The organism is Frankia sp. AgB32, from assembly GCF_023243045.1.
Lineage (GTDB): Bacteria > Actinomycetota > Actinomycetes > Frankiales > Frankiaceae > Frankia.
Window position 1 is genome coordinate 1 of record NZ_JALKFX010000241.1, and the last position, 15,097, is coordinate 15,097.

Genomic DNA, 15,097 nt, shown 5'->3' on the forward strand with positions numbered 1-15,097 from the left:
TGGGGCGCGAGATCAGCCATTCCGCGGTCGCCTCGGTCCTGCGCGGGCAGGGTTTCAGTCTGCAGCAGATGTTCAAGACCCTGGAGGGTAGTCAGCCAGGGCCTCGGCAAGGTCGCTCTGCGTAGTGATGTCTCACGTTAGGTCATGAGGAAGTCGATCGCCCGGTTGCGGTCGCGGGCGATGTATTCGGTGGTTTCCTTGATTTTCGTGACGTCGTGGAGGCGGAGGAGGCTCAGGGCGAGGTTCCGCAACCTAGCGACGAGGACGGTGTGTGTCCGTTAGGGACCCGTTCGTGTCGCGATCATGCCCACGATCAGGTCAGGAGAGCCAGATTTCGCTCCGATGGTCTGATGTTCCAGACGGGCCGCGTCAGGCGCGGGAGCTCAAGCATAGGGCGAAGGGGGAGACACGGCTGGTGCCGTTGAACCCGCGGTTGGTCGTGATCCTTCGCAGCCACGTCGCCGAGTTCGGGGTGACCGCCGATGGGCGGCTGTTCCGGTCAGGGAGGACGGGCCGGTGAAAGCGATCCGGTGCCTGGCGAGGTGGCGGCAGGCTCGCGAGATCGCGCTCACGCCGGCCGAACAGGCATCACCACTGGCTCGCCGTCCCTACGACTCGCGCCACGCTGCCGTGTCCGGCTGGTTGAACGCCGGAGTCCCGGTCACCCAGGTTGCGGAATGGGCGGGTCATTCGGTGCGGGTGTGTCTGCTCGTCTACGCGAGGTGCATCGTCGGCCAGGACGAAGCCGCCCGGCGCCGGATCGACGCGGCCCTGGCCGCCGAGGAGGCGACGACCGGGACTCCAGTCGAAGAGGCGGAGCTTTCCCAGCCGCGGCTCCGCCACAGCCAGCCGGAAGCGACCGGACTGGACCGGACCCGGCCGGACATCGCTCCGGTAGAACCCGATTCGCTGACCGGACCCGAATGGGGACTCTGACCAGCGGAAACGGCCTCTGATCAGCCCTTGGCGAGGTGGCGGGCGATCACCATGCGCTGGATCTGGTTGGTGCCTTCGAAGATCTGCATGACTTTTGCTTCGCGCATATAACGCTCTACCGGGTAGTCCTTGGTGTAGCCGGCGCCGCCGAGGACCTGAACGGCGTTTTCGGTGACGCGCATGGCGGCGTCGGTGGCGACGAGTTTGGCAATGCTTGCGGCGCGGGCGGCGGGGCGGGCGGCGTCGCGTAGGCGGGCGGCGGAGAGAGTGGTCGCCCGGGCGGATTCGACGGCGGCGGCCATGTCGGCGAGCAGGAAGCCCAGGCCCTGGTGGTCGATGATGGCGCGGCCGAACGTCTGGCGATCGCGGGCGTAGGCGACGGCGTCGTCGAGGGCGCGTTGGGCGAGGCCGACGGCGCAGGCGGCGATGCCGAGGCGGCCGGCCTCCAGCGCTGACAACGCGATCCGCAGGCCCGCGCCCTCGCCGCCAATGAGGCGGTCGGTGGGGATGAGTGCGTCGTCGAATATGAGCTGCGTTGTTGGTGAGGCGGTGAGGCCCATCTTGCGTTCCGGTGCGCCCACAACCAGGCCGTCGATGCCGGCGTCGATGAGAAAGCAGGAAATGCCGCCGCTGTGGTCAGTCGAGGTGCGGGCGAAGACGGTGTAGAAGTCGGCGACGCCGCCGTGGGTCACCCACGCCTTCGTGCCGGAAAGTCGATAGCCGGCGCCATCGGATTCGACGCGGGCGGCGGTCGTCATCGCCGCCGGGTCGGAGCCGGCGTGCGGCTCGGACAGGCTGTACGCGCCCAGCGGCACGCCCGACAGCAGCCGGGGGAGCAGCGCGTCGCGTTGCGCATCTGCACCATGGTAGGCCAGCGGGTAGCAGCTCAGGCTGTGCACGCTGACGCCGACGGCGACCGACGCCGACCGGTAGGCGATCTCCTCGAGCACCTGGAGGTACACCTCGTACGGCTGGCCGCCGCCACCGAACCGCTCCGGGTAGGGCAGCGCGAGCAGCCCCGCGGCGCCCAACACCGCGAAGACCTCTCGGGGAAACCGCCCGTCGGCCTCGTCGGCGACGACGCGCGGCTCGATCTCCCGCTCGGCGATCGTGCGGGCAAGCTCGACCACTGCCTCGGCCTCAGGCGTGGCAAGCAGCCGTTCGACCGGCACGGGCCACCTCCACACGTCACCCAGCACACCGTGTACGGGCACGGTACGACACGACGACGCGTGAGCGAAGGGTCAGAGGTCGTGGACCTCCGCGAAGGCAGCGGCGAGGCCGAGGCCGAGGTCGGGGTCGGCGGGGGCGAAGAAGCGGTCTACCTCGGCCTGGCTGACGTCGGCGAGCTGGGCGGGGGACCAGCGCGGGGCGCGGTCCTTGTCGACGAGGACGGCGCGGACGCCTTCGACCAGGTCGGAGGTGGACAGCGCGGCGTTCGCCATCCGGTACTCCTGGTCGAGCGCCTCCTCGAGGTTCTCGAACGTCACCGCGGCGCGCAGTGCCCGCAGGGTGGCGACCAGGGCGGTCGGGGACTGCGCGGAGATCTCCGTGCCGGCGTCGCGGGCGGCGGGCTTCACGCTGTGGATCAGGCGGGTGACGATGCGGCCGAGGTCGTCGCCGCGGTAGAGGTCGTCGATCCAGCCGCGGTCGGCGGCGAGACGGCCGGGCGGCGGCGCGAAGGCGCCGAGGTCGTAGCGGGCGATCGCGTCGGCCGGGTCGTCGGCGCCGCGCAGTACGTCGAGCAGCGCGGGGATCTCCGCGGAGGGCAGGTAGTGGTCGGCGAAACCGGCGGTGATGGCGTCGGCGGCGCCGAAGCGGCCGCCGGTGAGGCCGAGGTGCGTGCCGAGCTCGCCGGGGGCGTGGGAGAGCAGCCAGGTGCCGCCGACGTCGGGGACGAAGCCGATGCCGACCTCGGGCATCGCGAGCACGGAGCGTTCCGTGACGATGCGGACGTCGCCGTGGGCGGAGATGCCGACGCCGCCGCCCATCACGATGCCGTCCATGATCGCGATGTAGGGCTTGGGGAAGCGGCGGATGCGCGCGTTGAGCCGGTACTCGGCGGCCCAGAACGCCAGCGCCCGCTCCGGCTCGCCGGCGAGGACCGCCGAGCGCACCGCCCGCATGTCACCGCCGGAGCACAGGCCGCGCGAGCCGGCGCCGTCGAGGAGCACCGCGGTGACACCCGGGTCGTCGGCCCAGTCCCGCAGCGTCTCGTCGAGGACGTCGACCATCGACGCGGTCAGCGCGTTGATCGCCCCGGGCCGGTTGAGGGTGAGCCTGCCCAGGCGGCCGTCGCGGCCCTCTCGCCGGACGAGTACCTCCGGGGTGGAGCCGCCGCCGCTCGGCGGGAGGTCGGCGGGGGAGCTGTTCGGCGACGAGGACGCGGTCAACGGAGACATCGGCCAGTCCACCCTTCGGGTCGCGGCCCGCGGGTTGGGTCGGCGGCGCCGATCCGGGGCACGTGCGGATCCGTCCATCCTGCCCACTTCGTCGCCCACACGGTAGTGATGGGTCGCCGGACGGTCAGAGGACGTCCCTGCGTTCCGGAAAATGGCAGGCGACAAGGTGTCCGGGTGTGCGCTCCTGTAGTGGGTGGGGCGTCGGTGCGGCCGACCTCCTGGGCCTTCCAGCAGCAGGGATGGAACCGGCAGGCGGCAGGCGGCAGGCGGCAGGCGGGTTCAGCGGGCTCGGGACCTCGTCGCGCAGCCGGATGCGCTCGCGGCGCCGGGTGCCGGCGGGGTCGGGGATCGGCTCCGCGGTCGGCTCGTCGCCCATAGCGTCGGGATCACCTCGTCGTGCAGGAGCCGGCGCCGTTCGGCCACCGGCAGGTGGCAGGCCACCCGGTGCCCGGGGGTGGAACGGGCCGCCCGGGGGCACGGCGATGAGGCTCGGCGGCGAGCCCGGGATCGTCCGCAGCCGCTGGCGGCCCGGCCGCGCCGGACGCGGGGAGTCGCCGGCGTGTCATGCCTTGTTGGTTATATGTCTGAGGAGGCATACTCGCGGCGTGCGAGATGGACAGTGGCGAGCCCTGGCCGATCCGCGGCGGCGGCAGGTGCTGGAGCTGCTGCGGGTGCGGCCGTGCGCGGTGAACGAGATCGTCGACGCGGTCGGGCTGACCCAGCCGGCGACGTCGAAGCATCTGCGGGTGCTGCGCGAGGCCGGGCTCGTGCGGGTCGTGTCCTCGGCGCAGCGGCGGCTCTACACGGTCGATCCCGCGCCTCTCGCCGAGCTGGACCGGTGGCTCGCGCCGTACCGGCGGCTGCGGAACCCGGCCCTGGACCGTCTCGGCGACCACCTGGACACGATGGCCGACCAGGACGGGCCTGTGCCGGGCGGCTGAGCGAAGGGGAGAGTTGATGGACCTGGGTAGCTACGTCGAGGTCGACGGCCGGCCGGCCGTGCGCTTCGAGCGCGTGTACCCGCACCCGATCGAGCGGGTGTGGCGGGCGATCAGTGAACCGGGCAAGCTGGCCGGCTGGTTCCCGTCGGCGGTGACGATCGAGCCGCGTCCGGGCGGCACGGTCTCGTTCTCCGCCGACCCGAACCTCACGGACTCGACCGGCCGGGTCATGGCCTACGAACCGCCGCGGAAGATCGCGTTCACCTGGGGCGGCGACGAGCTGCACCTCACGCTCGAACCCGCCGGGGCGCCGGGCACCCGGCTCACGCTCGTCAACGTGCTCGAGGATCCCGCCGCCGCCGCGCGCAACGCCGCCGGCTGGGCTGTCTGCCTCGCCGAACTCGACCGGGTCGTCGGCGGCCACCCCGGCGACGGGCCGCACGGCCCGGCCGCCACCGCGCGCTGGCGGCTGCTCTACGACGCGCACCTCGCCGCCGGCCTACCCGGCGGAGCACCCGTCCCCGACTCCGCATAGGTAGGTAGGCCGCCGACGGTGGACGCCCAGGGTGCAGGACCGGCGACCATCCGTTCCCCGAGTTCCCCCGGCCAGAAAACCCAGATGACCCGGCCGACACCGGTCGGGGCCCCGGCCCCGGCCAGGTGCGCCGCGGAACATCGGGATCTTGGTGCGCCGCGGAACATCGGGATCTTGGTGCGCCGCGGAACATCGGGATCTTGGTGCGCCGCGGGCGGCTGGTGTGGTCAGCGGGAGATGTGGACGTGCCGGCGGGTGCGGTGGCTGGTGGTGGAGCCGGCCGTGGCTGAGGGCCGCATGCCGGTGAGTGGGTCCGACCCGACGGCGGGGCCTGCGGGGCCTGCGGGGCCTGCGGCCGGCGACGGAGCCGGAGTCGGATCGTCCTGGGAGTTCTGGGCTGCGCGGCGTTCGGCGGTGGTGAGGGTGCCGGGGCCTTCGACCAGACCGTCGGGGACGTGGCGGGCGGGCGGCGCGCCGAGGGGGCGCGGTGGGCGCAGGCTCGTCCAGATCCGGTAGGTACCTCGGTAGCCGTGGGTGAGGTGCAGGTGCCAGTCGAGGTCGCCGCCGGTGGCGAAGGCGGCGGCGCAGTCGAGGTCGGCGCGTGGGCACGGGTAGGCGATCGTCACGGTGGGCTCCCTCCCGCATCGCAGCCCCGCCGAGACCCGCCCGCGGCTCGTGGACCCGCTCTGACCAGGCGTAACGCGACGGAGTGTGGCAGCTTAGCTACGGCACCGTTTCACGCTAAGGCCCGTGACCGGAGTTCGCATCTTCGGCAGGGCAGACTGGTGTCATGTCCAGCGTGCCGCCAGCAGCCTCCGCCGACCCGACCGGACCTCTGCGCCTGCCGGTCACCAGCCCGGCTGCCGAGCGTGAGGTGGTCGAGCTCTGTCGCGACCTGCTGCGTTTCGAGTCGGTCAACCGCGGTGACGGTGCCGGGCACGAGCGCCCGGCCGCCGAGTACGTCGCCGCGAAGCTCGCGGAGGTCGGGATCGAGCCGACGCTGCTGGAATCGGCGCCGGGGCGGACCAGCGTCATCGCCCGGGTCGAGGGCAGCGACCCGTCGCGGGCGCCACTGCTGATCCACTCCCACCTCGACGTCGTGCCCGCGGATGCCAGTCAGTGGCGGGTAGGGCCGTTCTCCGGGGAGGAGGTCGACGGCTGCCTGTGGGGCCGCGGCGCCGTCGACATGAAGGACATGGTCGCGATGACGCTCGCGGTCGTGCGGGACATCGCCCGGTCGGGGCGGCGGCCACCGCGTGATCTTGTCGTCGCGTTCCTCGCCGACGAGGAGGCCGGCGGGGTGCTCGGGGCCCGGTGGCTGGTCGAGAACCATCGTGACCACTTCGCCGACTGCACCGAGGCGATCGGGGAGGTCGGCGGCTTCTCCTACACGGTGTCCGACGATCTGCGGCTCTACCTGATCGAGACGGCCGAGAAGGGCCTGGCCTGGATGCGGCTGACGGCGACCGGCCGGGCCGGGCACGGATCGATGATCAGTGATGACAACGCGGTGACGGCGCTGTGCGAGGCGGTGGCGCGCCTGGGCCGGCACGAGTTCCCGCTGATCCTCACGCCGACGGTGCGGGTGTTCCTCAACGAGCTGGGGGAGGCGCTCGGCGTCGAGTTCGACCTGGACGACCTGGCCTCGACGGTGTCGAAGCTCGGCCCGATCGCCCGGATGATCGGCGCGACGCTGCGCAACACCGTCAACCCCACCGCGCTGCTCGCCGGCGAGAAGGTGAACGTCATCCCGGGTGAGGCGAGCGCGCTGGTCGACGGGCGTTACCTGCCGGGGCAGGAGGAGGAGTTCAACCGCCAGCTCGACGAGATCCTCGGGCCGGACATCCGCCGCGAGTGGATCGTGAACGACGCGGCGGTGGAGACGAGCTTCGACTGCGAGCTCGTCGCGGCGATGGCGGCGGCGCTGCGGGCGGAGGACCCGATCGCCCGGCCGGTGCCCTACATGCTCTCCGGCGGCACGGACGCGAAGTCCTTCTCCCGGCTGGGGATCCGCTGCTTCGGTTTCTCCCCGCTGCTGCTGCCCGCGGACCTGGACTTCTTCGGGATGTTCCACGGGGTGGACGAGCGGGTGCCGGTGGAGTCGCTGCGCTTCGGTGTGCGGGTGCTGGACCGCTTCCTGCAGTCCTGCTGAGGCCGCGTTGCGCGGGCCGCGTGCCGGCCCAGCGGTGGCGTTGGGTGCGCGTCACGGCGCTGCCCAGTCGCCGTCGGGGTCGGCTGGCTGTCCTGCATCGAAGATGGCCGCGGACTTCAGGAAGTACGTTCCGAACGCGGCCCTGAGCCCGCTGAACCATCCAGCCCGCCGAGGTCCCGCTGCGCGAGGAGTGCCTGGCGTCCAGGCCGAGCTGAACCGGCCGGGCCCGGCGGGCGGGCTACTTCGGCTGCAGCCGGGCGCCACCGTCGATGCGGATGACCTCGGCGTTGAGGTAGCTGTTGGTCAGTACCTCGACGGCGAGGGCGGCGAACTCGTCCGCCGTGCCGAGCCGCTTGGGGAACAGCACGTCGCGCTTGAGCTTCTCCTTGAACTGCTCCGAGCCCGGGCCGTCGCCGTAGATCGGGGTGTCGATCAGGCCGGGCGCGATCGTGTTCACCCGGATCCCGACGACGGCGAGGTCGCGCGCCACGGGCAGGGTGAGCCCGACGACGCCGCCCTTGGACGCGGCGTAGGCGGCCTGGCCGATCTGGCCGTCGAACGCGGCCAGCGAGGCGGTGTTGAGGATGCTGCCGCGCTCGCCGTCGGCCAGTGGCTCGTTCGCGGACATCGCGGTCGCAACGATGCGGATCGCGTCGAACGTGCCGATCGTGTTGATCTGAATGACCTTGCGGAACAGGTCGAGGTCGTGGGCGGAGTCGTAGGTGCCGTCGCGGCCGATGGTGCGGGCCGCCCAGCCGATGCCCGCGCAGTTGACCAGGGCCCGGATCGGGCCGAGCGCCTTGGCGGCCTCGGCGGCGGCGATGAGGTTCTCGGTCGAGGTCACGTCGACGTGGGCGAACACGCCGCCGATCTCCTTGGCGACCGCCTCGCCCTTGGTGTCGTCGAGGTCCGCGACGACCACGGCGGCGCCGCGGGCGGCGAGCAGGCGGGCGGTGGCGGCGCCCAGCCCGGACGCACCCCCGGTGACAATCGCTGACGCACCTTGCAGTTCCACCAGGAAACCTCACTCTCGATGGGACCGCGGCGGAGGGTCCGCGGCCGTGCGCGCCGCGCGCGCCGGACTGGGGGCGGCGCGCGGTCACGCGGCCACCCACCGACGGTGGCACGCTACCCGGACGACCTAATTGTTACAACAAAACGGTGCATTAATGGCGTGACGAGTCATGGCCGCCCGCCGGGCGGGCCGCATTCGGGCCGGTACCCGCGGCCGCGCGGATCATGCGGGCGAGCCGGTCCAGGAAGTCCCGGTCGATCGGCAACCGGGTCACGCACAACCGGGTGATCAACGCCGACATCAGCACCTCGACCATCATCGGCACGTCCGTGGCCGGGTCGATCTCGCCGCGCGCCACAGCCCGGTCGAACGGCGCGCCGAGGAAGGTCGTCTCGTCGTCGGCGCGGTTGTTGAGCCCCGCCGTCAGCAGCTCGTCGTTCGCGGTCACCCGGGTCTTGACCAGCGCGAGCGTCGAGGGATGGTTGAACACCGCGAGCAGGCCCTCGCACAGCAGCGCCAGGTCCTCGTCCCAGCTGCCCGCGTCCGGCCGGGGCAGCGCGGCGGCCTGCGCCGCGACCAGCACGTCGCGCACCAGATCGGCCTTGCTGGACCACTGCCGGTAGAGCGTGGTCTTGTGCACGCCGGCGGCGGCGGCGACGTCGTCGATCCGCAGTGCCTCGTAGCCGACGGTGCCGAGGATCGTGCGCACGGCGGTGTAGACGTCGCGGCGGACCCGCGGGGTGAGCCCGCGGGGGCGGCCGCGGCGGCGCCGCTGCTCCGACGTCGCGGCGGAGCCCGGGTCGGCGTGCGGCGGGGTGACCTCCGTCGACACGAAACCTCCGTCAGGTGGGACACGGCGCCAGCCGGGGCGGGGCGGGGGCCTGGGGCGCGGGACGACCATGCTAACGGTCCGCAAACGCGGCGAGGCGTCCATGCGCGAGGCCGGCCGCGAGAGCGGTGGCGGGCGCGCCGGGCCCGTCGCGGACCGCTTCGCTTGACCGAGGTGAAACAGGGTTCTAAATTCGGTCGTGTCGGTGCCGGCCGTGGCGACGTGACCACCACGACGCCCCCCGCCGGGAGGCGTGCGCCGGCGTGGCGGGCGCGACGCGGGAGAGGCACAGACATGGCGGTGGACGGGCTGCGGGCCTTCGACGCTGACAACCACTACTACGAGGCGCTGGACGCGTTCACGCGGCACATCGAGCCCGCGTTCGCCAAGCGCTGCATGCAGTGGGCGCAGGTGGACGGCCGGACCCGGCTGCTGGTCGGTGGGAAGGTCAACCGGTTCCTGCCGAACCCGACGTTCTCCGCGCTCGCCCGGCCCGGCGCGCTGGAGCAGTACTTCCGCGGCGAGGTCGGCGGCCCCGTGGTCAACCTGTTCGGCGAGCTCGCCCCGCCCCGGGACGAGTACCAGAACCGCGACGCCCGCCTCGCGGTGATGGAGGAGCTCGGCCTCGACGGCGCGTTCTTCTTCCCCACCCTCGGCGTCGGCATGGAACGGGCCCTGAAGGACGACCTGCCCGCCGCCCGCGCCGCGTTCCGCGCGTTCAACCGTTGGCTCGACGAGGACTGGGGCTTCGCCTACCAGAACAGGATCTTCGCCGCGCCGTACCTCTCCCTGTCCGACCCGGCGGCGGCCGTCACCGAACTGCGCTGGGCGCTGGAGCGCGGCGCCCGCATCCTGGTGATGCGCGCCGGCCCGGTGCTGACCGCGAAGGGCCTCACCTCGCCGGGTGACCGGGACTTCGACGAGTTCTGGGCGCTGGCCGCCGAGTCCGGGATCGTCTGCGCCTACCACGGCGGCGACGACGTCTACGCCGAGCTGATCGGCTGGTGGGGGGAGAGCGCGGAGACCGAGGCGTTCCGGATGACGCCGCTGCGCTCCCTGCTCACGCCGACCGGGATCGCCGACACCTTCGCCGCGCTGCTCGCCCAGGGCACCCTGGCGCGTAACCCGGGCCTGCGCTTCGCCGCGATCGAGACCGGGTCGGACTGGGTGCCCCCGCTGTTCCGGTCGCTGAAGAAGTCCTTCGCCCAGAACCCGCAGGCCTGGCCGGAGGACCCCCGGGAGACCTTCCGCCGCCACGTCTGGGTCTCGCCGTTCCACGAGAACGACCTCTCCGAGCTCAAGCGGCTCATCGGCGCCGACCGGATGCTCATGGGCTCCGACTGGCCGCACGTCGAGGGTCTGGCCGAGCCGCTGTCGTTCACGAACGACCTCGAGAAGGCCGGGTTCGACGAGGCCGAGATCAGCCTGGTGATGGGGGAGAACGCCAAGGTCCTCATCGGCGTCTGACACCCGCGCCCGCCCGTCCCGCCGGCGACCGCGCCGGCTCCCTCCACGCGAAGGACCTCCTGCCTCATGGCGTTCCCGCTCGGCACCCCGGACATCGACACGATGATCTCGTTCCCGACCTGAGGAGAATCAGACGTGTCCATCGGTCTTGACGACGACCACGCCGCACTCGCCGACTCGGTCCGCGGTTTCGTGGCCCGCCACGCGCCGTCGGAGGCGATCCGGGCGGGGCTCGAGCAGTGGGTCACCGGAACGCGGCCCGACTACTGGCCGGCGGTGGTGGAGCAGGGGCTGACGGCCCTGCACCTGCCGGAGGAGTACGGCGGCGCCGGCGCCGGCGGGGTCGCCCTCGCCGTGGTGATCGAGGAGACGGCCCGGGGCCTGCTGCCCGGGCCGCTGCTGCCGTCCCTGCTGACCAGCGCCCTGATCGCCCGCTACGGCGACGACGACCAGCGCAAGGCCCTGCTGCCGGGGCTCGCCGAGGGCGCCACCGGCGCCACCGCGCTGTCCAGCGCGGGCCTGACCGCGACGGCGGGCGCCGACGGCGACTACCGGGTCAGCGGCACCACCGTGCCGGTGCTCGGTGCCGCGGGCGCGGACGTGCTGCTGCTCGGCGCCGCCACCGACGGCGGCGGCGAGGTCTGGTTCACCGTCGAGGTGGCCACGGCCTCCGCCGGCGCGGTCGCCACCGCTGCCGGCAAGCCGGTGGACCACACCCGCGCCGTCGGCACCGTGACGCTGAGTGATCTCGTGGTGCGGGCGGACCAGGTCGTCGCGGTGAGCGCCGCGCGGCTGCGGTCGGTCGCCGCGGTGCTGTTCGCCGCCGAGGCCGCCGGGCTCGCCCGCTGGTGCGTCGACACCGGCGTCGCCTACGTGAAGGTCCGCGAGCAGTTCGGCCAGCCCGTCGGCACGTTCCAGTCGATCAAGCACAAGTGCGCGCGGATGTTCATCGCGTCCCAGTCCATGACCGCCGCCGCCTGGGACGGGGCGCGGGCGCTGGAGGAGGGCGAGTCCCAGCTCGCGATCGCGGCGGCCGGCGCCGCGGCGGTGTGCCTGCCGGGCGCGACCGAGCTGGGGCTCGCGACGATTACCCTGCTCGGCGGCATCGGCTACACCTGGGAGCACGACACCCACTTCTACTGGCGCCGGGCGATGACGCTGGAGAACCTGCTCGGCCCCGCCGCGGAGTGGGAGCGCGAGCTCGGCGAGCTCGTCCGCGGCGAGCTGCGCAACTTCGACGTCGACCTGTCCGCCGCGGACCCGGCGTTCCGCGAGCGGATCTCCGGGCTGCTCGCCGAGGTCGCGACGCTGCCGGCGGAGGGCTCCGCGCGGCGCGAGCGCCTCGCCGCCGAGGGCCTCGTCGTGCCGCACTACCCGAAGCCCTACGGGCTCGGCGCGAGCCCGATCGAGCAGCTCGTCATCCAGCGCGAGTACGAGCGCTCCCCGGTCGACCAGCCCGGTCTGATCATCGGTGACTGGGCGCTGCCGACGGTGCTGGCGCACGGCACCGACGAGCAGAAGGAGTTCTTCGGCCCGGCGACACTGCGCGGCGAGATCGTCTGGTGCCAGCTGTTCAGCGAGCCCGGCGCCGGCTCCGACCTCGCGTCGCTGGCGACGCGGGCGGAGAAGGTCGACGGCGGCTGGCGCCTGAACGGCCAGAAGGTGTGGACGTCGAGCGCGCACGAGGCGGACTGGGGCATCTGCCTGGCCCGCACCAACCCGGACGTGCCCAAGCACAAGGGCATCTCCTACTTCCTCGTCGACATGCGCTCGCCCGGTCTGGAGATCCGCCCGCTGCGGGAGGCCAATGGCGGCTTCCTGTTCAACGAGGTGTTCTTCAACGACGTGTTCGTGCCGGACAACCGGCTGGTGGGGGAGGTCGACCAGGGCTGGCGCCTGGCGCGCACCACGCTCGGCAACGAGCGGGTCAGCATCGGCGGGGCGCGGCGCATCCCGACCGACCTGCTCGAGCTCTCCGGCTCGGACCAGCTCGCCGCGGCGCCCGCCGACGTGACGCGGGAGCTCGGGCTGACGTTCGCGCATGCCCACGCGCTGTCCGCGCTGAACCTGCGCACCACCCTGCGTAGCCTTTCGGGCCTGCGTCCGGGGGCGGAGTCGAGCGTGTCCAAGGTCGCCTCCAATGATCTGGTGACCCGGATCGCCGAGCGGGCGATGCGCTGGCTCGGCCCGGCGGCGGCGGTCGCCGAAGGCGTCGGGGGCCAGCGGGTCGAGCGTTACCTGACGGTGCTGCAGCAGCTCCTCGGCGGCGGTACGGTGGAGATCCAGCTCAACGTGATCGCCGAGCGCATCCTCGGGCTGGCCCGCGGCTGATCCTCGGACGGCCCTGTGGCGCAGGGGTGCTGGGCTGTCGCCGCTGCGGCTCGGCCGCCAGCCCAGCCGGGCCGACCGCAACGAGGCCTGGTCCGAACCCGACCTCTGCTGGCTCCATCAGGTCTGCCAGCCCGGCGGGAACCGTCGCAACGCGCTCTTCTTCGGCACCGAGTGACTTTCCGAGTGCCGCGACCGGGCCGCTCTTCCTGCCCCTCAGTCGAAGACTCCTTGTCCTTGCCCCAGAGGAACATCTGCCCGCAGAATCGCGGGTAGTCGGGAAGGGGAACTGGGCCTGAACGCCGTTGAGCTCCATGTCGTCGATCCGCTCGGGTACCTTCCAGCAGCCCGGGCGCATCTCGTCGTACGTGATGCCGTCCATCGTGACCTCGTCGGCGGGGACGCCGGCGGCGATGTAGCTCTCGGCGCGCAGCTCGTGCCCGGCCCGCTCGTCGCGGCCCGCCGGTGCCCGGCACGGGCCCCTCGATCCACCTGTATCCCAAGCGCTTCTGTCTGCTGCAGAATGCGTACACCACACCGGACGAGGCGTCCGACGTCGTCGCCCGGTCACCCGTGCTGGAGAGGGCCTCATGACCAGTTCGCCCGCGGTCGTCGAGGGCACCAGCGGTGCCAATGGCGACGGACAGGACCTTCCCGACATCCTGCGGGATGTCGCGGATGGCATCCTCACGATCACGTTGAACCGGCCGCAGGCCGGCAACGCGATCACCGCCGACCAGATTGAGTCGATCATCGCCTGGCTGGACGAGGCGAGCGCCGACGTCACGATCCGCGCGGTCGTGCTGGGCGCCACCGGCCGGTTCTTCTGCACCGGCGCGGACCTGCGCGCCTCCGGCCCGGCCCCGGTGCGCCCCGAGGGCGCCCCGGACAAGCTCGTCGGCGACCTCCGCCGGGTCATGCTGCGCGGCGCGATCCGGCTCATCAGCGCGATCCTGGACTGCGAGAAACCGGTCATCGCTGCGGTCTCCGGCACCGCCGCGGGCATCGGCGCGCACCTCGCCTTCGCCTGCGACCTCGTCGTCGCCTCGGAGAAGGCCACGTTCATCGAGGTGTTCGCCCGCCGCGGCCTCGCCGTCGACGGTCTCGGCACCTGGTTGCTGCCCCGCCTGGTCGGCCTCGCCCGGGCCCGGGAGCTGGTGCTGCTCGCCGAGGACATCCCGGCGGCCCGCGCCGCGGAGATCGGCCTGATCACCCGCGTGGTGCCCGCCGAGGAGGTCGACGCGACCGTCGCCGACCTCGCCCGTCGCCTCGCCGACGGACCGACCCGCGCGCACGGGGCGAACAAGTGGCTGCTCAACCGGTCGCTGGACACCGATCGCGGCGGCCTCTCCCAGGACGAAGCCTGGATTGTGGAGGTGTTGTCGAATACGGTCGACAGCGCCGAGGGTGTCGCGAGCTTCGTCGAGCGCCGCCCGACCCGGTTCCGCGGCTTCTGACCTGCCCGGCCAGCTGACCTTCCGACCAGCGCACGGCCAACGTCGACCTGCGCCGACTCGATGTCCGCCTCGGTCCGGGAGCCGCCCGCGGCCCGGATCCACCCCGGGTAGGAACCTCACCAGCCCTGACCGCTTCGGTCCGGGCCGGATCAGTCTCCCGTCGCCGTCGCTCCCCGCCGCGGCCGGACCGCGCGAAACATCGAGCAGGTACACCATGCCCGGGCCCGATTCCGCAACGGCCGCAGCCGATCCGACCGCCCCGTCCCCGACCGGACCAGCCCCGGTGTGAAGCTGCTGCGCGGCACCCGCGGCCGCCCCGCCGGTGACATCGACGCACGCGCGTTTCCCGAGGCGCCGCGGATCCGGCGCCGACGGCGATGACCGTGGTCTCCAGGTACTCCTCGCGCGGGCGGGGGAGGACAGCGGGCGCGAGTACAGGGCCGCCCCGCCCGGGGATGACGCTGGTCATCAGCCGGGAGAAGGAGGAGAGCCGGGGAGTGTGCGCCATCGCGAAGACCTGCCGCAGGTATGCCTCGTTGGCGTGCAGGACCTCGTCCGGCGTCTCGGCGATCCGCAGCTCCTGCTCGGCCTCGGACAGCTTCGCGATGCCGTCCGCGCCCCCCCGCTCGGTCGCGCGTTCCGCCGCCAGGGCGTAAAGGGCGCCGAGCAGGGCGTAATGATCGCGCACCGAGTTCTCGTCCAGCCCGTACACGAAGGCGCCGCGGTGCGGCTCGATCGAGATCCAGCCCTCGCTCTCCAGAGCAATCATGGCTTCGCGTACCGGAATCCGGCTGACACCGGCGCGACGCCGGGCGGGTCCCTGCGGGCGCGCGAGGCGTCGGCCGCGCGGCCCTCGTCGCCAACGCCGCGAAGGCTGGCCACGAGGTGCCGATCCAGCCGCTGGAGGAGCTCGCCGACGACCCCACCCCGGCCGGGCACCAGATCCTGCCCGGCTGACCGGGCGGGCGCCGGGGGGGCCCGGGAATCCCCGCCCCGGGCCGGGCCCCCCCCGGACCGCCGGGGGCCCCGGGCCCG

13 protein-coding genes are annotated in these 15,097 nt (G+C 72.8%); 7 read left to right on the forward strand and 6 right to left on the reverse strand.

All coding sequences use genetic code 11. The features are described from left to right. The first annotated feature begins 516 nt into the window (after nt 1-516). Complete coding sequence (locus MXD60_RS26925; protein ID WP_248822497.1) at nt 517-936, forward strand: site-specific integrase; 420 nt, start codon at nt 517-519, stop codon at nt 934-936. Between the two features lie 20 nt (nt 937-956). Here the strand turns inward: MXD60_RS26925 and MXD60_RS26930 are convergent, their stop codons facing one another. After that, nucleotides 957-2,108, reverse strand: a complete 1,152-nt coding sequence (locus tag MXD60_RS26930) for an acyl-CoA dehydrogenase family protein (protein ID WP_248822498.1) — start codon at nt 2,106-2,108, stop codon at nt 957-959. Nucleotides 2,109-2,180: 72 nt separating this feature from the next. Next, a complete protein-coding gene (locus tag MXD60_RS26935) occupies nt 2,181-3,338 on the reverse strand; it encodes an enoyl-CoA hydratase/isomerase family protein (RefSeq protein ID WP_248822499.1) in 1,158 nt (385 codons plus the stop codon). A 605-nt stretch (nt 3,339-3,943) separates the two neighbouring features. On the opposite strand from MXD60_RS26935, the gene MXD60_RS26940 reads away from it, so the two are divergent. Both MXD60_RS26940 and MXD60_RS26945 read left to right on the forward strand, forming a co-directional pair. Further along, the gene (locus MXD60_RS26940) at nt 3,944-4,279 is read left to right on the forward strand and encodes an ArsR/SmtB family transcription factor (RefSeq protein WP_248822500.1); all 336 of its coding nucleotides are present in this window, start codon (nt 3,944-3,946) and stop codon (nt 4,277-4,279) included. A 16-nt stretch (nt 4,280-4,295) separates the two neighbouring features. After that, a complete protein-coding gene (locus tag MXD60_RS26945) occupies nt 4,296-4,814 on the forward strand; it encodes an SRPBCC family protein (RefSeq protein ID WP_248822501.1) in 519 nt (172 codons plus the stop codon). 227 nt (nt 4,815-5,041) lie between these two features. On the opposite strand, the gene MXD60_RS26950 is transcribed toward MXD60_RS26945, so the two are convergent. Next, nucleotides 5,042-5,440, reverse strand: coding sequence for a hypothetical protein (locus tag MXD60_RS26950; protein ID WP_248822502.1), 399 nt, complete (start codon nt 5,438-5,440; stop codon nt 5,042-5,044). Nucleotides 5,441-5,604: 164 nt separating this feature from the next. Here MXD60_RS26950 and MXD60_RS26955 point away from each other — a divergent pair, with 164 nt between their 5' ends. Then, nucleotides 5,605-6,966, forward strand: coding sequence for a M20/M25/M40 family metallo-hydrolase (locus MXD60_RS26955; protein ID WP_248822503.1), 1,362 nt, complete (start codon nt 5,605-5,607; stop codon nt 6,964-6,966). Between the two features lie 238 nt (nt 6,967-7,204). Here MXD60_RS26955 and MXD60_RS26960 read toward each other — a convergent pair whose 3' ends face one another. Together MXD60_RS26960 and MXD60_RS26965 are read right to left on the reverse strand one after the other, a co-directional pair. Then, nucleotides 7,205-7,981 carry an SDR family NAD(P)-dependent oxidoreductase gene (locus tag MXD60_RS26960; protein ID WP_248822504.1) on the reverse strand — a complete coding sequence of 259 codons (777 nt, stop codon included), beginning with the start codon at nt 7,979-7,981 and terminating at the stop codon, nt 7,205-7,207. Nucleotides 7,982-8,132: 151 nt separating this feature from the next. Further along, entirely contained in the window at nt 8,133-8,813 is a 681-nt protein-coding gene (locus tag MXD60_RS26965) for a TetR/AcrR family transcriptional regulator (RefSeq protein ID WP_248822505.1), read from the reverse strand. Nucleotides 8,814-9,104: 291 nt separating this feature from the next. Here MXD60_RS26965 and MXD60_RS26970 point away from each other — a divergent pair, with 291 nt between their 5' ends. From MXD60_RS26970 to MXD60_RS26980, 3 genes are all read left to right on the forward strand, one after another. Continuing rightward, nucleotides 9,105-10,277, forward strand: coding sequence for an amidohydrolase family protein (locus MXD60_RS26970; RefSeq protein WP_248822506.1), 1,173 nt, complete (start codon nt 9,105-9,107; stop codon nt 10,275-10,277). Between the two features lie 135 nt (nt 10,278-10,412). Continuing rightward, complete coding sequence (locus MXD60_RS29590; RefSeq protein ID WP_248822507.1) at nt 10,413-12,608, forward strand: acyl-CoA dehydrogenase family protein; 2,196 nt, start codon at nt 10,413-10,415, stop codon at nt 12,606-12,608. 587 nt (nt 12,609-13,195) lie between these two features. Beyond that, nucleotides 13,196-14,062: an enoyl-CoA hydratase/isomerase family protein gene (locus MXD60_RS26980; protein ID WP_248822508.1), complete on the forward strand. Its 867-nt coding sequence runs from the start codon at nt 13,196-13,198 to the stop codon at nt 14,060-14,062. A 765-nt stretch (nt 14,063-14,827) separates the two neighbouring features. Here the strand turns inward: MXD60_RS26980 and MXD60_RS26990 are convergent. Continuing rightward, on the reverse strand, nt 14,828-15,097 hold a 270-nt coding region (locus MXD60_RS26990), incomplete at its 5' end, for a hypothetical protein (protein WP_248822509.1).